A 20603-nucleotide genomic window follows, 5' to 3' on the forward strand; every position below is an offset into this window, starting at 1 on the left:
TTACTTATTCCCCCCAAGCACTTGAACGATAATAAAATCTTCTCCTACTTTCTGATCGGTATCAATAGCCCTAGCCTTAATTTGGTTGTAAACATCCAACGTAGCAATGATTTCAATGCTATTGATTACACCAGTTCCATCGGTACGTTCCAAGACCTCTTTATTTTTTGTATCAATGGCTGTAACTTCTCGCTCTTGTACGTCTTTCACAAATGCCACCTTAAATGTTCCTAATGAAGCCCCATCGCTGCCATAAACTTCAACTGTATCATCTTTTCTCACAGATGATGAACACATTCCAATCCAATCGGCTGGTATCTTATATACAGATTCGCCAGGCTTAATGTATTTATCAGCTTTAACGAGATAAGATTTATCCACTTGAGATTCTTTTACAATATTCTGTCTTGCCGTCATCCCTATGTACTTTTCAATTTCATCTGGCCTAATTGTATTTTTTAGGACGTTTCTCTTTAAGAATTTTTCTGTCTTTAAATCTTTTTCAGAAATAACATCTCCTTCCTCAATCTTGTCAGCGGCCACTACCACTATTTTGTAATTCACGTATTCGTTTCCCCACAGCTCCCAGATCAGAAGTAGTGCCGTGCCGGTGATGATAAGAATCACTGCCACAGCCATCATTATTTTCTTTCCTTTATTCATGAGGGCTCCTTTCTTTATCATTTTCAATCAGCGGTGAAGACTTCTTTTTTTTGACAGTCCTCTGGATCGCCGTGCGACACCCCCTATGACCGCCGAAAGGTTTACCTTTCGTGCAGCCCACTTTAGTGGGCGTGGTCTGGGTGGGTGTCAAGTCCCTACAAGTAGCTATTATAATAGATTCCTTGCACCGCCTTTCCTTTGCTGTATCTCACATTCAGAGGAAGATTTAAAAAAATATAACTATCCGCTTAAAAAATTCAGTTCGGATAGTCTTTATAAACCTTCTGTTTAGGCATACTAGAGATTTTAGCAGGCTCTTTAATAATTAATTCATCAATATTAATCTCAAAATCATTTATATTTATATTTTCTATAACCTGCATTCCCTCTAATTCAATTTTTTCTTTGTGTACATTCCCCTCCTTGTCAATATATGAATAGTGTAACTTGTCATAAGTGGTCCAGCACGAGGAAATACTTTTATTAATTATTGGTTTTATTTCCATATACAATTTCTGTTGTTTTGAATAATTTTTAGGTTCCTGCTTTTTTCCATAAATATTTGCTATAATACGGAAAATATATTTAGGGAGAACCAACATTAATACATAAGCTAAGCTAGCTCCCAATAAGAATAAAAAGATATTTACAATCTTATCGTAAAAAGTTGATGCAGCCCAGGCTGCATTAAAAGCTTCAACATCATTGTCTAAAAAAAAGTAAGGTACAATAAGCACAATCATCATAATAAAAAGCTGAACAATCAATTTTATAATAGCCAAACGGCACAGCCTTTTGTCAATAAGAAGGTTGTATTTTTTAACAGTTTCATTATAATCATTGATTTCTTGAATCTGCTGATCATAGTTTTCTGAATAGATTATTTTCATCTATTTTCTCCTTTGATATACTTTAAATCGTGGCTTTGTATGGTCGATTGATACTGTGGGTTTTAATATCAATCATAGAGATTTTTTTAAAGAAATGTTCTTGGTAAGCAGCCATGAAGTTTCTAGCCCGTGCATCGCTTTCCGTTACAATAAGAAAATCTATAAAACACTTTCCTGCCTTTTGCATTTTCCCATATTTGTGAAAATGCTTTTCTAGCTGAGGCCTTATGGAATAAGACTGATTATCAAAATAAACCAGGCATACCGTATGCTCCTTGCTATAAGGGGGTACATCTAAGATGAATTCCTCAATCTGCACGGTTTCTACCCCTTTATTGATTTTCTTTGGGAGATAATAATCCGTTAGTCCTTTTTCATTTAAGAATTTTTGCCTATTGGCAGAAGAAAAAAGGGTAATGTTCTTGCCCTGTCCCGCCATGGCGAAAAAAAAGTGAGAACGCATTAAGTATCGTCTCACCTGGTAAGGTTTGTGAACTTTTCTCATATAGGCTTCCGGCCTGTCGTAATATCTGCAAGCTTTTTTAGTAACCTGGTAGACGATGGGCTCTCGGAAGCTTTCAAAATAAGGTCTTGGCCTGATATAATTTTTGTCTGAAAGCTGAACTAAAATCCGATAGCAGCGATCTACAGTTAAATCTTTTCTATACAATGCCAGAATCTCTTTCGTAACATACCCCCCATACCCCACAATTCTTTTAAGTATGTCTTCCTGATTTATAGACAACGTATCATCTGCCATAAACTCACCGTCTTTCTAAATAAATTTTAGTTCATTCCTTTTATTAAATATAGACCGCTTCCAACTATAAATGAGAAAATAATTATCCCAATTATAGTTATATACTTCGATCCAGGGTATTCATCATTACAAGAATAGAAAAGTCTTGATAAAAGAAATATGAAAAATACCCCACCACTACCAACAACAAATATAATCATCTTTATATCCATTTTTTGCACAACCTTTCGTATCTACCAGTCAACTAACCCTAGATTATTTCTAATCTGTCTTTACCCTCTTCCTTAAACAGATTTTAGTTTTGTTGAACAATCTGTATCCCCTGAACAAAATTGCATATGATTGTTATTAGGAACATCATAGCTAAAATTACAGCCCCATAAAGTATCAGCATTAAAAAGGGATGCTCCATTTTAAATAATGCAATTCTAAATTTATAATCACGATTATCATTCATGTTACCACCATTCTCCCTGTTCATTATAGTGCCACCAATTACCGCTCTGGTACTCAACACAAAGGTTAGAATTAGTTAAATTTTAGTTTATCTGAGTATGCTATATTGAAATTTCTTGATAATATCTACGGCACTCCGCTAAAACTCCACTTCGTTCCGTCCCTGGCTCCGTTGCACTCCGCTATTAAACCAGCTTCATCTATATTTATTCTTATATATCACCTTTCTGAAATCTTTCAATTTAGGCTTCTTCTCCGGCTCGTATATCGGCTACTGTAACTTTTACTAATCCTAAAGCTACTTTCAATAGCAAAACTATTTAACTTATAATCTAACATCTTGCCTTCAATAACCTTCTTTTTCTTCCATAGTTCTTGCCTTTCTTCCATGTAAGCTATAAATGCCTGTTTGTTATCCATAATCAGCCTCCGTCATATTTAAAAAGGAATATCATCGTCGTCTAACTTGGAAAACCCCTCCGGAACATCCGATGTACTCCCTTCTGCCGGAGCATTGCTCTCTTTTCTGTCTCCCCATTCCAGGAACTCCACATTGTTTGCTACAACATCTGTGGTGTATACGGTCATACCTTCTTTGTTTTTGTAGCTTCCAGTCTGAATTCTTCCTTGGATGCCCACCAAACGGCCCTTTGCCAGAAACCGCTCACAGTTCTCAGCTTGCTTTCCGAATACGGTTATCCGTGGAAAATCTGTCTGTTTCTCCTTGTCCTTGCTCGTGGGGCGGTCAATAGCTATTGAAAATGTTGCTACGGCCATCTGTGTGGTGGGTGTATATCTAACTTCTGGGTCCTTTGTAAGTCTTCCGATTAAATTAACACTATTCATGTTCATTTGCCTCCAATTTTCTTATAACTTCTTACTTTTAGCCAACCTTCCATTTTATCTAGTAACCCATTCATCTTCTTTATTATCACTGAATTTTATCTCGTAAAATCCTAATTTGACGTATTAATTTCAATTAAAAATAAACTGAATAATAATTATTAATATTTTAAATTAGCTTCAAATTCTTCCCATGATATATCATCTTGGTTGTAACAGCTTTCACTCCCATCTTCGTTATTAAACCATCCGTCAATATAAATTCCGACAGTTATTTTTGCATTGATATCAGATTCATTTAATCTGTCATAAACTTCTTTCAAAAAAGCAACGCCCTGCCTATCAAAAGCGAAATGTTGATGGCTTCTAATCTGAATGTAATCGGGAAGAACTGGATCAAGATATATCTTAGTTGTAAAGGATTCAAGTAAATTATTCAGTTTAGCTTCCATCTCTTCTTGCAGTTCATCATCCTCATCAGGATTTTCAAAATCAACAGATACCATAAGTTCATTTGCTCTGCCATCAGCAGCTACTAATTCAACATTTTTATATTTCATCAAATCTACCTCTTTTCTTAAATAATTTTAGTTTAGCTTAATAACCTCATCTACCGATTTATAGGAAAAACTGCGGGTATTACTACCATCTTTCCACTCTTTTCTTCCATCTAGAAGAAGTTTAAAACCACCTTCCCATAGATTTAAAACTGCTCCAATATAAGTCTTACCGCTAATATTTACACTAATAACGCTACCTACTTCGATAGATTCTGTCATTATCATATGCTCATAAATATATTCTCCGTAATGAATATCTCCCTTTTTGGGTTGCTCTGTCTGAAATATCACGGTGTTTCCTTTTTTAATGGTATTATTTAAAAATTGTTCTTGTGTTTTATTCATAATACACTCTCCTTTTCTTTGATTTAGCCAACTTTTGAAAAGATACAGCTATACCCGTTTTTTATATACATTCAGAACTTACAGCCATATAATAACACCCTTAAATTTTATTTATTCCAATGTCTTTGCCTAACTACTTGTAACTTTCCATCCTTATCCATATAGTAGACTTCCATCTTTCTTGCTACATTCATACGGCTTACTTTTGTGGTGTCTTTGGTCAACATATTAGCCACCTTGGCAGCCTGATATAAAGTTTTGCAATACCACCCCAGATTACCACCTAACCCACTCAATTTACTTTTTATCGTCTTACTATCGTAACCGCAATCCACTTCAATATCATAGGTCAGTATTTTATTACTATTTGGCTTTTGGAATAGCACTCTCAAGTCAGGATAAGCCCCTATCATGTGTCCGTGTTTTTGTGCATCCTCCCGACGTAACTGCCGATCATTTTTTATTTCGATGATTTTGTAGCCTTTCTCCAAGATTCCTTTTTCCCATTCTTTATAGGCCGTGTAGACTAGCATGTCATGCTCAACCTCTTCTTTTCGGCTATACAGTTTCGTATAGTATCGAACTGCATTTGGGGAAAGCAGTTCATTAGATAACTCAATTCCAGCTTTGTCCATGACATAAATCCCTGTATCTTCATCCCTTTTTATAATCTTTTTTCTGATTAAAAATTGTAGGTCCGTGTCCGCCGGAGGAGCTTGATCACCGTATATGTAATGGACAATTTGATCTTTTGAAAGATTTAAAAATATTCTAATGTCTTTTATGAGCTGTATCTGCCGATCAGACAGCATCTCTAAGCTTAGGTGTTTCTCTTTACCTCTCTTTAGAGTGTTCTCCAATAGGTTTATGCAGTCTTCTGTAAGCTCCCCGTCATTTGTGATAAGCCCCTGTTTCTTATACGTAGTAATTCGTTTTTTTAGGGATTCACACTTATCATGTTCTTGTAGCAGCTGCTCATCAATTTTACCATCTCGTACAATCTCTTGAATGTGGCGGTCAAATTTAGTTGCTGCAAATGTTTTTCTATTCTCTGTAACTTTCTGGTCACGATGTGTCGGTTTTTTACTTTGCCATTCGTTTAAAAATTGAAATCCGGCATCAGTCACTTTATACTTACCTTTGTCTATTTTCTCAAGATAACCATTCTCATACAACCTTTTTACCATGCCATCAAGTATCTTTTTCTGACGGCGCTGTTCATCAGATTTTTTGCCTGAGAGCTCTTTTTTTAGCTCCAGAGTTTTTATGATCCCTTCTTTATTTTTAAGAAGAAGCTGTGCATGGTTTTTCCCTGGCTGGAACTCTGCTCGCTGAATATTGTAGGCCAAAGGATTGGCAATGTAGATGTTTTCATCTTTCTTACGCATGTACCCGGCGTTCACTAGGTTATTGAGATTGATTTGATTCCAAAGAAGCCTCTGCTTCTTTAACTTTTCTGGGTCAGAACTCCCTTTTATTTTTTCAATCTCTATACGTCGGTCATAACACCCATTATTAGCTTTCGCTTCTTTCATGATTGCTAAATGTACCGAATTGGGTTTAAAACGTGAATCAGGTATCTCTAGCTCATCTAACGGCCTACCCTCAACGAGAGGACGGGCACTAATGTCTTTCATTGAGATCTCCTATACTAAGGCCTTCCTTCTCTCGGATTTTTAATTTATCTCCTTGAATACCATTCCCATAAAGTTTTGTGAAGACTTCAAGGAATACAAAGATTATAATAAGGAGCATAACTAATAAAGCGGTAAATCCATAATAGTTATAATTTTTATTTGCCCAAGATGAAAATAGAAGCTCACATACGTGTGTTAGATATAAAAACGCAGGATAGACTATAATGACAAAATATAGCTCTCTGCGCTTAAAACTTGATTTAATTTTATTTTTCATATTTTCATCCCTTTGATAAACTATTAATATAACTTTCAATAGTCTCTTTAATTATATTCTCCAGTTCTTTTGCATCTGCCAGGGCCAGCGTTTCTGCTTGTTTATAATCCAATTTTTTTATGTACTTTTCAACCTCTTTAAAAGCAATTTTATATGGCCGAGCTATTGTTTTGTTCTTTGTCGTAGGCACTAATATGGATTTAATAATTGCCGAAGTCAACATATTATCTTTTGCAACTGCTCGCATTGCTCCTGCCATAGGAATAGTTATTCTTAGCTTATCATTCTCAGCTAACACATTTTCTAAAGTTTCTTGATTTTCCACGCATAAATAGGATAATTCTACAGCTGCATTAACAGGAATCTCCTTTTCATCTACCCGATCAAGTAAGGTGAAAATCAACTTATTTAGCCTTATATATCTGCTTATCTCCATTCTTGATGTGTTGTTGAGTTCAGCAACGACATCACGGGCATATTTAACTTCGGCCCGAATCGGGCCAAAGTTACTGGCGTTATTTTCATTATCTTGATTGGATTTAACTTCGGCCCGATTCGGGCCAAAGTTACTAGTGTTATTTTCTTTATCTTGACTGGATTTAACTTCGGCCCAATTCGGGCCAAAGTCCTCAGAATACTTTTCCTCTCCTTCTATTGCCCTTATCAAGTCATTTCTTTTTCCTTGATTTTTTAAAGCTTCAAGTTGTAATTTATATGCTCTAGCCTTTTCCGAAGGATATAGTTCTTCTCTGTTTAATGTATTTGTTTCAGTTACAATGAGCTTTGCTGTATCATCATCACAATCTTTTAAATAAATAGCTTTTATCTTTTTAATATCAGCTAACTTCGTTGCAGCAGTCCGTCTATGCCCAGCTAATATTTCGTATCGACCTCTTGCTTTTGGATGATCCCTTACGATAATAGGTATCCATAAGCCATTTATTCTTATGGAATGTGCTAATTCATCTAATCCCTTTAATACAGATTTTTCAAAGGGATGGTCAAATGAGCTTAATCTATCTAAAAGTTCAATATCTAATTCTATTATCTCATTTTTAATGTTTTCAATCGTATTGCCAGTCAAAGTTTTTATTAAATTACTTCTTCTTTGTGCAATCTCAGATGATTCTTGACCTGAGTTTCCGATACTGGAGCCAAATAGGCCCGCCATTAGATCATCTTTGGTAATGTCCATTCTGCTCCTTACTCCTCCAAATATTCCTCGACAAAGGTTTTATAAGCAACCGCTACTTTTCCTGACGGGTCATATTTTAAAATGCTTTGTCCTGCTTCTGGACACTTTTCTGCTTTTACGGCCCGAGGGATGCAGGTCTTAAATACCCTCATGCCCAAGGCCGTATATGCATTGTTTATTTCAGCAGCTTTGGCTTTGCTATATCCGGTTCGGTTGTCCACCATGGTTATGAGCAATCCCCTTACAGACAGCTGGGGGTTAACCGTATCCCGTAGCCGTATAACCGTTTGAATAAGTTCTCCGATACCAGATTCCGATGCTCCCTGAGATTGAGTAGCAATGATTACCTCATCCGCAGCGGCGAGTAGGTTTATAGAAAGAATGTTTAACGAAGGAGCTGCATCTAAGATAATGTAATCATACTGGTCTTTCAGCTTGTCCACAATGCTGCAAAGAACCCTCTTCTTCTTTTCTTCGTCATTAAATCCGGTCAAGGCATTGGTAATGCCGGGAAGCTTGTTGTCTGCCGGGATAAAATATACCCCCTCCTGATTCTTACAGATAACCTTTGGCAGCACCTCGTCAATGCTCCGATCAAATAAAGTAAACATCATCAGGTCTGTTAAAGTAGCCTCCAGCTCGTCTGGATTCTCTCCTAGAAATTTTGTCAAACTAGGGTTTCCTGTGTCATCACAGTCCACCAACAACACCTTATATCCTTTGTCCGCAAGACCTACCCCAAATGAAATGGCGCTAGTCGTCTTTCCTACACCGCCCTTTTGATTGCTGATTGCAATTACCTTTGCTTTACTCATATGTGTTTCCCTTCTATCTTATATTGTAGTAGTTATTGACGTCCCTCTCCAAGGACTTTGTTTTATCTTATTTCTGTATCAATTTATTGATGACAAACATATATTAAAGTAGTCGTTTAGAGGGTTTCCTCATTTTTAATCGAAATCCTAACAGATACGACCAAGTTGACAGTGGGGAGCATTAACAAAATAATGCTTAGAAAGAATATATTTATACAATTTCAGTAACAGATACTCAGCCTTTTGAGCTGCTTCATCTTACAATCTATTTGAATTTAAAGGAGTTAACTTATGAATAGTTATAGAAATGATCCCTGTTGGCATAAAAATGATCCGTGTTGCTTCAACTCAAACTCCTGCTTTTGCTGCCCTACCGGACCTACAGGCCCCACCGGCCCTCGAGGTCCGCAGGGTCCACAAGGTCCTCAGGGTATTCAAGGTCCGACTGGTGCGCAAGGTCCGCAGGGGCCTCAGGGGCCTCAGGGTATCCAGGGTATCCAGGGACCTACTGGGCCACAAGGTCCGCAAGGTCCTCAGGGTTTACAAGGTCCTACCGGCCCACAAGGGATTCAGGGGCCTACCGGTCCGCAAGGTTCGCAGGGGCTCCAGGGACCTACTGGGCCACAAGGACTCCAAGGTCCTACCGGCCCGCAAGGTTCGCAGGGTATCCAGGGCCCTACTGGGCCACAAGGACTCCAAGGTCCTACCGGCCCGCAAGGTTCGCAGGGGCTCCAGGGCCCTACTGGGCCACAAGGACTCCAAGGTCCTACCGGCCCGCAAGGTTCGCAGGGGCTCCAGGGCCCTACTGGTCCACAAGGTCTCCAAGGTCCTACTGGACCGCAAGGTTCGCAGGGGCTCCAAGGTCCTACCGGCCCGCAAGGCCTTCAGGGTCCTACCGGTCCGCAAGGTCCGCAAGGTATTCAGGGGCCTACCGGTCCGCAGGGTATTCAGGGGCCTACCGGTCCGCAGGGTATCCAAGGGCCTACTGGTCCGCAGGGTATCCAAGGGCCTACTGGTCCGCAGGGTATCCAGGGGCCTACAGGTCCGCAGGGTATCCAGGGGCCTACCGGTCCGCAAGGTATTCAGGGGCCTACTGGTCCGCAGGGTATCCAGGGGCCTACAGGTCCGCAGGGTATCCAGGGGCCTACTGGTCCGCAGGGTATTCAGGGGCCTACTGGTCCTGTAGGCGCATCAGGAAATACTTTTTATTTAGCTACAGACCAATCTATTGCAAATAATCAGTATTTAGGCTTGGGCAATGCTTCTGCTGAATTTACAAGAAATACAATTGTCGTTGGTGAAGATTCAACAATTGTAGGCTTAATGCTTAGCATCAGAACAGAGCCATTAGGTGTTAATGACACCGTATCAGCCCAGGTTGTACGGAGTACAACATGCGGCGATGGATTAATTGATACGGGAATTATAGCAACCGTCACGGGTCCAAGTAGCGAAGGTGATCGCAACTGCTGCGCCTTTATTGCAGCAGATTATGATGTTTTTAGCTGTGATCTACTTTCCATTAGAATCACTCGTACCGGAAACACAGGATCATTAGCAGAGGGCGCTGCAGCAACGATTATAATGAATACGGTTGTTTAATTTGCACGAGTTTACAGTAGCTTATTAGTTACAAAATAAATCATATTTATCTTTAACTCTCCAAAAAGTTAAAAAACAAGTAAAAATTCTTTTGTTCTTGCCTGTAGTCAAAGCCTCCAATTTAGTTGGAGGCTTTTATGAATTTAATAGGGCCATTTAACAAATAATAGTTAGCCGCCTATCAAGTTTTTTGCTCTGCAAAATCTTCTAACATCTTTTTCTGCCTGCTCCAACCCATCTACCTCATAAAGTAACACAGCCTTTAATTCTGAGAAAAAGGCCGGGTCATCTGGGCTCACATACCAGTGAAGCTCTGTGTCCGGAATGCACCGAAATAGATAAAGCTTTCCACTGACAGTTTCTCTGGCTACAATGTACTCCTTTTCGATATGTCCTGAAATGGGCTTAAAAAACATAATTACTTTGTATTTCATTTAGAAATTAAAAATAACGCTTTTAAAGCGTTACCCTCCCTTCCTCATTAGTCACTATAGCTTACTTCTTGTAGCGTGAGACCTATTTCTTGTTCCGAAGCTCCAATCATTAATAAGTCTCTTGTGAAAGAAACGATATTGTCTTTTACTTCTCTCGCTTGTAGCCCAGATTCTTCAATATCTACATCAACGGTTATATTTAACTGCATAAATGCACCTCCATATCAACTTTCTACTAATTTACTTTGACAAATTAAAAAAACTCTTCTATTATAAAGAAGAGTTAGCTATTTCAAGGGTTATAGCGATTTGTCTTTAAAAACCACCACATGGGGACTGGTAGCATCAATAAGCGCAATCCGCCTGTTTTTTAATACGACCCCGTCCAAGGAATTATTATCTGAGGAACAGTGCATAAAATCCACGTCTTCCCCCTTCTCCAGATACGTCTCGCCGATTTTTCTCATAAAAGTAGACTTGCCCACACCCGGTCCGCCTTTTATGCAGATAATCCGGTTCGCTTCTCGCTGCCCCAATATGTAATGGTAGTAGGAATAAAATCCCTCTGTCGTGTTATTTCCTGGAAAAATATGCCGTTCCACAGCCACAAAAAACCGCCCCTTTCAAATTATTACTCTCGCTATAATATGAAAAAGACGGTTTAAATGTTCCGAAATTGCCGGTGCTCTGTTTGTTCTATATTTTTAAAGGCTCTTTATATAAATTCAATATACCTCATCAAACGATACAGCACAATCGTTGTTTCCGCACGTGTGGTATTTTCATCAGGCGCATACTGGCCATTTGCTCTGCCTGTGGTAATACCCGTACTTACCATAGTTGACACAGAATTCTTGCTCCAGCTGCTGATTTGATTCTCATCGTTAAACACGTTCAAAGTCTGATCATAGTCATACTGCTGGGGATCTTTCCCGGCCAGCTTCATGGCTCTTTCAACGATAACAGCCATCTCTGCTCTGGTAATGGCTTCATTCGGCCGGAAAGAATTATCTTCATATCCCTTGATTAAACCATATTTCACGCCAGTTTCCACCGTCTCTTTATACCATGAATCGGAGGCAATGTCCTTGAACCCTAGACTGGTGCTGTTCTCTCTCAAATTTAGGGCTCGTACCAGCATAGACACGAACTCAGCCCTTGTCACTTGCTTATCTGGAAGGAACGTATCTTCCTTTACCCCATTGACGATGAACTTAGATGCCATTTTCTCAATTTCTTCTTTGGCCCAATGATCACTTACATCCTTGAACGTTTTATCATGCTCTACAACAAAGATCTGAGAGTCGGAAGTTATTTTCATTTTCACATGCCACTTGCCATCAACCATTTCAAAAATAGCTGGTACAAAAGAATATGAATTTTTCGCTATATCATAGGAAATGGCACAAGCTTTCTCTTTGTCCAGCTCTGTATTCAACGTCAGTGATACATCCTCATACAGCTCTTTTGCCTGCTTCTTAACCACAGTAGGCGTAGAAATCACTTTTATGTTCTGCTTTTCAAGATTTTGCTTGATTACCTCAGCTTCTGTCTTTTCCTTTTCGGGGGTTTCTTTTTCCGTTTCCTTTATAACCGAACTTCCTTTAGACCCGCCGCCTTTTCCGCCGCTGCTTTTATTTTCTGCGATTACAAATAATCCGTCTTCTGCTGCGGTTTTCACCTGGCCATTGGGACTTCCTGCAAAAGCAATCTCTGCCCGATAAGAGCCTACCGAAAGACCACTCAAAAGTTCCTCAAAAGAATGATAGTATTGAGCTTTTGATTCATTGTACATCAGTTTTTCCCCGCTGTTTTCTTGTTTATATAAGCGCATATACGGATATACAATATTGGCATTATCAGTCGTGTCATGCTGGATCTCATAATCTTGTTTTGCAACCTGTCTATTGACATCAAACCATTCATGATCAGCCGATACTCTCGTACTCAAAAGACGGTTTCCAAACTGATCCATTACCGCAGAATATCCTGTCAGCTTTTCCTGACTGCTATATGTGTCTTTTTTCAATTCCACCATCGGTTTAAAGCTGCCGCCCACTTTCAGGTGATACTCCTCTCCGGCTGCCAGCTTTAATGTTTCAGGCATCTGGAACAAATAGTTCCATACATAAGAAGTTTTCTCACTGTCTGCTAATCCCAGTACCACGTTTACACTGTCGTAATAAATATCTGCCGGAATAGAGTATATACTCCCCTGTGTATCCTCCACTTTAAAGGAATGGCTGTAATCGCTGAAGGGCAGCAGCGCCGCGCCTTTCCATTTTTTATAGCCGGTCGTTTCTGGTTCTAAAATAATTGTGGCATTTTTTGAAACATCAAAATTGATTTCCTGATTCTGTTGTACATCCACATCTTTTTCTACTACATAGTAATTGGTCTGATTCCCTTTGCTGTCCGGATGGGTGATATACTGTCCGTCAAAACTATACTGTCCCGGTTCCACCCACACATCTTCTGTAAATACAGGCATGCGCACAGGCAGCACGTCCTCCCCTACCTTTGCTTTGAAAATGATGTTGCTATTGCTTTGCATATGATCCAGCTTGGTTCCGCCGACGTTCAAATCCGCCATGGTCACTTTTTTCAGGTTCAATTCATCAAGGCGGATTTCCGTACCCAAGTCTTGAAAATCAGTAAACTGCCTGAATAAATAAACGTAACTGTCCCCATCACTCAACGTATATCGGATAATAGCCAGATTGCCGTCTTTCTCTTTTGAAAGTTTGATGCTAGAATCCAGTGCAATGGTTCCAAAGTCGTCTTCATTCTGATATTGACGTCCCCAGGCGCCATAAGTCTGCTCCCAGTAAGGCCCTTTTGTTTTGGCTGGATTGCAGTCTACTGCATCCACTTCTCCATCACCCATCGGGTTATCTTCCTTTGCCGTAGCAGAACTTACGGCATCTGTTTCCTGACTATCGCGCAAGCTGAAAAGATACATATATGGCACCGTCAGATTGCTGTCTTCATTTACATGTTCTGTTATATGCTGCGGGTCATAGCTTAAAATCTTATGAAGGCCCTCATCATAAAGCCTTACATCTATTTTCTTGCTGAGCTTCTCTTCACATAAGGCATTCTTTTCCAGAGATAATTGTAATTCATAATCTCCGGTTTTGCCGTCTAAGCTCATGATATCCCAAAAAGTGAATTCAAAGAAGTTCTTGCTTCGCTCGCCGTCTTCATGTCCGCCCAGTAAATCCCAATAAATTGGATATATCCACTCTTTATTTTCATCCAGTACTCTAAAGCGTGGGAACAAGACCTTAGACTCGTCCTCCTCGTCTTCTTCCTCCTGTGGGGCAACCGCTTGCCCATAATGAGCAACACTTGCTCCAGTTAAACTGCCTCTGCTGATTCCTGTAAGGTAATTCCCATAGTTATCCGCAAAGCGATTTAACGTCTGGAATAATTCATAGCCAATCGGAAACCTTACCACCGTCTTATTTCCGTCTTCTATCATTTGAATTTTATCTTTATTATAGGTTTTATTGGCTTCCAAGACATGCTCTTCCACCGCTTCATAGCTTAAATCAAAATTGCTGATTTTTAATCCGCCTCCGACTTTTACCTCTGCGATCTGATTTTCAGGAATTGCAATGCCTTTCTTCCCACTGTCAAACGTATAAATCCAGTCCTCTCCGTTTTGAGGATCTTTTACTTCTGCGTCAATCTTATAACGATAGGTATCTGACGATACATAAATATTCTTTCCACCTAGTTTCATCCCCAAAGAAGCATTGGTTTTGTCATTATATAAATAGACAATACCCGATTGGACTTTTGTTTCGTCGCCCGTAACCAAATGAACTTGTCCGGTTTTGCTACCGTCAAAAACCAAAGTTTGAGCAGATTCACTCTTGCTGATTCGCTTTGACCACTGAGTCAGGAAGTACGTTTCCTGATCTTTTTGGCTGTACGAAAAGAAATCATACTTTCCTTCTTCCGCATACACCACCGGAGCAGCCTCTTTGTTTGGATTTAATTCATTAGTTATGCCAATGTTGATACCCTCTTGATCCACAACTGTAGCATAGTAGGCCACATTGAAAAGTTCATTGCCCCCTTTATTAAAAGTTCCAAACTTGACAGGCTGGGTATTCTCTCCGGTGATTTCGAATTCACCAGGTCCTTCTAGTTGCTCTTGATAGATAAACAAGGCGCTTCCGCTTTTCACCTCTTCACAATCAAAAGTACCGGTAATCACAACATAAATATTGCTTAAATCTTTTCCTAAAGTGCCTGAAATTCTGGCTATCCCCAGTTGATTCGTCTTCCCTGTATAAACCCGGTCATAGTCCTGATGTTCCACATCTTTTACATAAACATTGACAAAAGCATTGACACTGGCGTTGCCATCCGGATCTTTTACCTTTAGTAAAATACCGCTTTTCACCTCATTTATGACTTGAATGGTCAGGGTATCTTTTTGTTTCAGCTCTCCATCTTTAAAGGCTGCCGCAATCAACTCATGGGTGCCATTTTCAAAATTTCTGGTATCCCACTCCATTGAAAATCTTGAATAATCTTCTGTCTCTGCTATTCCAATCAAAGATTGTTCGTCCATGTTGTCTAAATAAAACTTTACCTGATCAATTTCTTCCTGCTCGTTTAAAATGTTGGCTTTTATTTGGACCTCACCCTTTAAATAGTCATTCCGCTTCAGCCCATCTATTTTAATAACCGATTCAATATTGGTAGCCGGATTTGTCGCCGCATACATATCTAACTTTCCGTATCCGGTTTTCTCATCCCAGCCATCATCTTCGAGATCTACGGCAGTTTGAAGCAAGGCTTCCTTTATGGCATCGGCATTTGCTTCCGGATGTATAATTTTATAAACTGCTGCTACCCCTGCCGTATAGGGGCACGAAAAAGAAGTGCCGTTAAACTGGGCATAATAGCCGTCTTCTTCATTGCCGAAGGCGGCCTCTTTGGCAATAGATGTAGAATAAATCTGCACCCCAGGGGCCATAATATCCAGCTCTTGTCCATAATTGGAAAAAGCAGCGATACTGTCATCGGGGCCGACCGCACCAACAGTAAGAACCCCTGAATACGCTGCCGGATAAAAGTTACTGCCATCCTTGCCGTCATTTCCAGCAGCTGCCACGACCAACACGCCGTTATCTTGTGCATATTTCACGGCATTGGCCATGGTTTGGCTGTATCCTTCCCCACCCAGGCTTAAACTGATAATATCGGCCTGCTGGTCTGCCGCATAGCGAATGCCCTCTGAAATTTCAAATACATTACCTTCGCCATCATCATTCATGACCTTAACCGCTAAAACTTTAACATCTAAGTTTCCTGCCAGTCCGGAGACGCCAATCCCATTATTATAAGTGGCTGTAATGACACCAGATGCAAATGTTCCATGGCCATTATCATCCATAATTCCATAATTGTTCGGGTAATGACTTCCGTCCTTCCTTTCCTTTACAAAATTTTTACCCTCCAGAATTTTGCTGTCCAAATCCGGATGGCTATAATCTACGCCCGTGTCTAACACGGCAACAACGGCCTCTCCCGGAGTATCGCCGATTTTATCCCATGCTTCAAAGGCGTTTATATCTTTCAACGCCCACTGATAATCAATATATTTATCCTTTAAGGTATCCGTTTCCGGCTCTTCATTATCTTCACAAATCTCTAAAATTAGATTAGGCTCAATGTATTCAATCTGTCCATCTTTTTCCAAATCTTCGATGGTCTCATTGACATCTTCATCAGACCCTACTTCGCATAAAATGACTTCCTCTGCATCCACTTCGTCTGCAGAAAAGAACAAGCGGTTTAAAATCCCCTGGCTCTTGACTGTTTCATACTTAACAATCAATTCCCCTTCAAAACTTTCATCTATTCCATATTTTTCACACAGATTTTCTTCATTTCCCTCATCTGCATAGGCCGTTTCCGGCATGCTGGAAAATAAAGTTACAAATCCAATGCATATTATTAACATCCAGCTGATTCTGCTAAAGTTCTTCTTTTTACACCACATACTAATCTCCCTATGATTTATCTTTTATATAAAATATTGTATCGACTAGCTCTTATCCTTGTCTTCATGACTTTTTTATCTATCCCCCCGCTTTCTTATATAATTTCTGTTCTTTGTTTGTCTCCTCTCAAACCTAGAGTGGCAAACTCGCCCCTTTATGTTACCTATAGCTAACTCGAGAGGCAAAGAATGGGTTAGCCAAAGCTAACCCATTAGATTTTATTACTATGTCCAAAATATGTCAAGCCCTATTATAAACAATTCTTCTTAAAACTGCCGAAATAAATTGACCATTTCAATCGCTCCAAGGGCGCAATCATAGCCTTTGTTCCCGGCCTTTGTCCCGGCACGTTCTATGGCCTGCTCAATATTTTCCGTGGTAATCACACCAAACAAGACAGGAATACCAGACTCCAATCCTATATGGGCAACCCCTTTTGACACTTCGTTGCAGACATAATCATAATGGGTCGTGGTCCCTCTGATAACCGCTCCCAAGCAGATGACGGCATCATATTCCCCTGATTTGGCCATTTTGTCGGCCATCAGGGGAATCTCAAAGGCGCCCGGCACCCAAGCTACCTGAATATCCTCCTCCAAAACGCCATGGCGCCGCAGTCCATCCAGCGCCCCCGACAGCAGCTTTGCCACAATAAACTCGTTGAACCGAGCCGCTACAATACCCACCTTGACGTCTTCCGCTACCAGATTTCCTTCTATTACTCTCATCTATTTTCCTCCTTACGTGTTATACAATTAGCATTTTTCTTTGTAATATCTCCACCATACGCGGTCTTCCAGATTTACTGTCTGCCTCTTATTCGGTCTTTTATTTCTTCTCCGTGATAATCAAACAGATGCCCCATTTTTTTTTGCTTCGTTTGCAGATAAAATAAATCATAGTCATTGGCCTCTGCCTGAATGTCCACCCGCTGAGTAATACCGATGCCATATGCGGAAAGCTGCCGCATCTTGTCCGGATTGTTGGTCATCAGCCGTACCTGATCCACCCCCAAATCCTTTAACATCTGTGCTGCCGTGGAATAATCCCGCAGATCTTCCTCAAAACCCAGTGCCAAATTAGCCTCTACCGTATCCATTCCCTGTTCTTGCAAAGCGTAGGCCTTTAACTTGTTCATCAGGCCAATGCCTCGGCCTTCCTGCCGCATGTACAGCAGTACCCCGCAGCCCTCCTCCGCAATCCGCTTCATCGCCGCGTCATATTGCTGGCCGCAGTCACATTTCAGCGACCCCAGAGCATCTCCAGTCAAACACTCGGAATGAACCCGGCACAATATAGAATCCACGCTGTTGATATCCCCTTTAACCAAGGCTAAATGGTGCTCTCCGTTGATTCGATTCACATAGCCGTACGCGGTAAATTCTCCGTAGCGGGTAGGCAGTTTAACTGCCGCCACCTGTTCCACCAGCTGCTCCCGCTTCTGTCTAAATTCTTTTAAAGCTTCGATGGTCACAAATACCAAGCCATGCTCCCGAGCAAATTCTTTCAGAGCGGCGGTGCGCATCATTCCCCCATCATCTCCCATGATCTCGCAGCAGAGACCGCAAGCTTTCAGGCCCGCCAGTTCCATCAAATCCACGGTGGCTTCCGTATGTCCTGGCCGCTCCAACACACCAAAAGGCTTTGACAGAAGGGGAAACATGTGACCCGGTCTTCGGAAATCTGCTGCTTGTACCCCCTCTGTTACGGTCTTCATAGCGGTCACAGACCGCTCTAAGGCAGAAATACCTGTTGCGGTATCCACGTGGTCAATGGAGACGGTAAAGGCCGTCTGGTGGTTATCGGTGTTGGTCTGAACCATCTGCTCCAAGCCCAGCCTGTCAGCCAGCTCTCCGCTCATAGGCATACAGATTAGCCCCTTGCCATAAGTAGCCATAAAATTAACGTTTTCCGGAGTAGCAAATTGAGCAGCACAAATCAGATCGCCTTCATTTTCTCGGTCCTCTGCATCTGTGACCAGAATCAGCTTACCTGCTTGCAGCGCCTCTAATGCTTCTTCAATGGTATTATATTTAAACATATCTCTTTCTCCTGTTCTTATAGTTTTTATGATAATAGGCAGAATAGCCGCGAACCCTTCCACTCCACCATGAAGTGGATTAAAACCCTTGTTCCAACAGCCACTCCCGGCTGATTGGCTGACTGGCTTTCCAGCTTTGCTGCGCTGGGATTCCATCTGCTGCCAGCAGCTTTTCCACGTATTTTCCAATAACATCGTTCTCCAGATTAACTGCCTCTCCAACCTTTCGCTCCAACAGCGTGGTTTCCTGACCGGTGTGAGGAATCAAGGAGACCTGAAAGCTGTCCTTTTCCAACTTTGCTACAGTCAGGCTAACTCCATCGATGGCGATAGAGCCTTTTTCCACCAGATAATACATGATGGCGGGGGGTGCAGAAATCTTAACCCAGGTGGCAATTTCGTCGACAGTCTGGCTGACAATCGTACCGGTACCATCAATGTGACCGGAGACGATATGACCTCCAAATCGGCCTCCTGCGGCCATAGCCCGCTCCAGATTGACGGTGCTCCCCAATTTTAACTGACCCAAAGTACTTCTAAAAAGGGTTTCCCCCATAACATCTGCCTCAAAGGTATTCGGCCCCAGTTCCCGTACCGTCAGACAAACGCCATTTACTGCAACACTGTCTCCCAGCCTTAAATCCTCTAACACCCTGCGCCCTTCTACCTCCAGCGCACAAGAATTTCGCCCCCTGGTGATTCGCCGGACTGTACCTTTTTCTTCAACAATTCCCGTAAACATGGAGTCCCTCCTCTCTTTACTCAAACATGGCCTGCCGCCTTGCTAACCTCCTGCTCAATCAGCAGGTCTTCTCCTAGTAAGGTAACCTTTTTTTTCCTTAAAAGGATACTGTCCGTCGGGCAATCCCGCCCCAGCCCTTCCACCGGTGTCAAAGCATTTCGCCCGCCTAAAATCTTTGGTGCGATATAAGCGTAGATATAATCCACCAATCCGCTGTTGAGGGCTTGGTAATTCAAGGTTCCGCCGCCTTCCAGCAGGACACTGTCTATTTCATTTTCCCCTAAGCGTTTCATTAGAGCGGCCAAGTCTACTCGTCCATCGCTCCCCGGCAGATACCACAGGGTGCAGCCTGCACGCCGAAGGGCTTCGGATTTTTCTTTGTCGTCAGAAGCCGTGGCCACATAGGTTTCAATGTCTCCGGCGGTAACTGCAATCTGGGAATCCAGCGGCAGCCTCAGCTGGCTGTCACAGATAATCCGCTTGGGATTTTTCGTATTTGGCAGACGACAGTCCAACCGCGGGTTGTCAGCCAGCACCGTCCCAATGCCCACCAAGATGGACGCATATCGATGGCGCAGCTGATGTACGTGCTCCCTGGCCACCGGGCCTGTAATCCACCGGGACAGGCCGGTGTGCGCCGCTATTTTTCCGTCCATGGTCATGGCGTATTTCATGGCCACAAATGGTTGCTTTTTCACAGCGTAATAAAAAAATACACGGTTTAGCTGCCTGCATTCCTTTTGTAAAATGCCTGAGGTAACCTGAATTCCTGCTTTCTGGAGAATAGAAGCACCCTTTCCAGCCACCAGGGGATTGGGATCTTCGGTGCCGATGACCACTCGGGCGATACGGCTTTCTAGAATTGCCTCTGTACAAGGAGGTGTTCTGCCGTAGTGGCAGCAAGGTTCTAAATTTACGTATAAGGTAGCTCCAGCAGGATCCTCCTTGCAGGCCGCCAGGGCCACCCGCTCTCCGTGGGGCAGCCCCGCCCGCTCATGGAAGCCCTGTCCAATAATTTGCCCATCCTTGACGATAACCGCCCCCACCATGGGATTCGGACTGGTCCAGCCTTCTGCCTTTGCCGCCAGTTCCAGCGCCAGCCTCATATAGCCTTCATCGTTTTCCATCTGACTCAATTTGCCCCCTCCTGCCAAAACTGCAATAAAAATACCCTAGAGAATTCTCCAGGGTATCTTGTAGATGAAGTAAGCTACCGAACCTTTGCTGCTGCAACAGCCTACACAAAAACAGATTGCAGAAGCAGCTCCGCTTCTCAGCTGCAATAAAAAACTCCGAAATGAAAAACATTTCAGAGCA

At 41.7% G+C, this 20603-nt stretch carries 20 protein-coding genes; 1 reads left to right on the plus strand and 19 read right to left on the minus strand.

The features are described 5' to 3' along the window. From Ami103574_RS10885 to Ami103574_RS10935, 11 genes are all read right to left on the minus strand, one after another. The gene (locus tag Ami103574_RS10885; protein WP_163067039.1) at positions 1-663 is read right to left on the minus strand and encodes an SAF domain-containing protein; all 663 of its coding nucleotides are present in this window, start codon (positions 661-663) and stop codon (positions 1-3) included. A gap of 257 nt (positions 664-920) precedes the next feature. Further along, a complete protein-coding gene (locus Ami103574_RS10890) occupies positions 921-1553 on the minus strand; it encodes a hypothetical protein (protein ID WP_163067040.1) in 633 nt (210 codons plus the stop codon). 22 nt (positions 1554-1575) lie between these two features. Further along, positions 1576-2313 (minus strand): hypothetical protein, encoded by a 738-nt coding sequence (locus Ami103574_RS10895; protein ID WP_163067041.1) that lies wholly within the window; start codon positions 2311-2313, stop codon positions 1576-1578. Between the two features lie 693 nt (positions 2314-3006). Next, positions 3007-3189, minus strand: a complete 183-nt coding sequence (locus tag Ami103574_RS10900; protein WP_163067042.1) for a hypothetical protein — start codon at positions 3187-3189, stop codon at positions 3007-3009. Positions 3190-3207: 18 nt separating this feature from the next. Continuing rightward, positions 3208-3615, minus strand: a complete 408-nt coding sequence (locus tag Ami103574_RS10905; protein ID WP_163067043.1) for a single-stranded DNA-binding protein — start codon at positions 3613-3615, stop codon at positions 3208-3210. Positions 3616-3773: 158 nt separating this feature from the next. Continuing rightward, on the minus strand, positions 3774-4172 hold the full coding sequence (locus Ami103574_RS10910) for a hypothetical protein (RefSeq protein WP_163067044.1): 399 nt from the start codon (positions 4170-4172) through the stop codon (positions 3774-3776). A gap of 27 nt (positions 4173-4199) precedes the next feature. Beyond that, on the minus strand, positions 4200-4517 hold the full coding sequence (locus Ami103574_RS10915) for a hypothetical protein (protein ID WP_163067045.1): 318 nt from the start codon (positions 4515-4517) through the stop codon (positions 4200-4202). A gap of 107 nt (positions 4518-4624) precedes the next feature. Next, positions 4625-6154, minus strand: coding sequence for a hypothetical protein (locus Ami103574_RS10920; protein WP_163067046.1), 1530 nt, complete (start codon positions 6152-6154; stop codon positions 4625-4627). Continuing rightward, positions 6141-6431 (minus strand): hypothetical protein, encoded by a 291-nt coding sequence (locus Ami103574_RS10925; protein WP_163067047.1) that lies wholly within the window; start codon positions 6429-6431, stop codon positions 6141-6143. Before Ami103574_RS10925 ends, Ami103574_RS10920 begins: the two co-directional genes overlap by 14 nt. Positions 6432-6435: 4 nt before the next feature. Further along, positions 6436-7626: a ParB/RepB/Spo0J family partition protein gene (locus Ami103574_RS10930; protein ID WP_163067048.1), complete on the minus strand. Its 1191-nt coding sequence runs from the start codon at positions 7624-7626 to the stop codon at positions 6436-6438. Between the two features lie 8 nt (positions 7627-7634). Continuing rightward, positions 7635-8441, minus strand: coding sequence for a ParA family protein (locus Ami103574_RS10935; protein ID WP_163067049.1), 807 nt, complete (start codon positions 8439-8441; stop codon positions 7635-7637). Positions 8442-8732: 291 nt separating this feature from the next. Between Ami103574_RS10935 and Ami103574_RS15860 the strand changes: the two genes are divergently transcribed. Continuing rightward, complete coding sequence (locus Ami103574_RS15860) at positions 8733-10043, plus strand: collagen-like domain-containing protein (protein ID WP_207710494.1); 1311 nt, start codon at positions 8733-8735, stop codon at positions 10041-10043. 170 nt (positions 10044-10213) lie between these two features. Here the strand turns inward: Ami103574_RS15860 and Ami103574_RS10945 are convergent, their stop codons facing one another. The 8 genes from Ami103574_RS10945 to ribD all read right to left on the minus strand — a co-directional run bounded on the left by Ami103574_RS10945 (position 10214) and on the right by ribD (position 20413). Next, positions 10214-10459: a hypothetical protein gene (locus tag Ami103574_RS10945; protein ID WP_163067050.1), complete on the minus strand. Its 246-nt coding sequence runs from the start codon at positions 10457-10459 to the stop codon at positions 10214-10216. Between the two features lie 65 nt (positions 10460-10524). Continuing rightward, complete coding sequence (locus Ami103574_RS10950; RefSeq protein ID WP_163067051.1) at positions 10525-10686, minus strand: hypothetical protein; 162 nt, start codon at positions 10684-10686, stop codon at positions 10525-10527. Between the two features lie 90 nt (positions 10687-10776). Next, positions 10777-11085, minus strand: coding sequence for an ATPase (locus Ami103574_RS10955; RefSeq protein ID WP_163067052.1), 309 nt, complete (start codon positions 11083-11085; stop codon positions 10777-10779). Between the two features lie 107 nt (positions 11086-11192). After that, on the minus strand, positions 11193-16502 hold the full coding sequence (locus Ami103574_RS10960; RefSeq protein WP_163067053.1) for a S8 family peptidase: 5310 nt from the start codon (positions 16500-16502) through the stop codon (positions 11193-11195). A 267-nt stretch (positions 16503-16769) separates the two neighbouring features. Beyond that, positions 16770-17231, minus strand: a complete 462-nt coding sequence (gene ribH / locus Ami103574_RS10965; protein ID WP_163067054.1) for a 6,7-dimethyl-8-ribityllumazine synthase — start codon at positions 17229-17231, stop codon at positions 16770-16772. A 74-nt stretch (positions 17232-17305) separates the two neighbouring features. Beyond that, positions 17306-18544, minus strand: a complete 1239-nt coding sequence (locus tag Ami103574_RS10970) for a bifunctional 3,4-dihydroxy-2-butanone-4-phosphate synthase/GTP cyclohydrolase II (protein WP_163067055.1) — start codon at positions 18542-18544, stop codon at positions 17306-17308. Between the two features lie 79 nt (positions 18545-18623). Next, positions 18624-19286 (minus strand): riboflavin synthase, encoded by a 663-nt coding sequence (locus Ami103574_RS10975; protein WP_163067056.1) that lies wholly within the window; start codon positions 19284-19286, stop codon positions 18624-18626. 20 nt (positions 19287-19306) lie between these two features. Beyond that, positions 19307-20413 carry a bifunctional diaminohydroxyphosphoribosylaminopyrimidine deaminase/5-amino-6-(5-phosphoribosylamino)uracil reductase RibD gene (gene ribD, locus Ami103574_RS10980; protein WP_163067990.1) on the minus strand — a complete coding sequence of 369 codons (1107 nt, stop codon included), beginning with the start codon at positions 20411-20413 and terminating at the stop codon, positions 19307-19309. Between the last annotated feature and the right edge of the window lie 190 nt (positions 20414-20603).

The sequence above is a fragment of the Aminipila butyrica genome, from assembly GCF_010669305.1.
GTDB classification, from domain to species: Bacteria; Bacillota; Clostridia; order Peptostreptococcales; family Anaerovoracaceae; genus Aminipila; species Aminipila butyrica.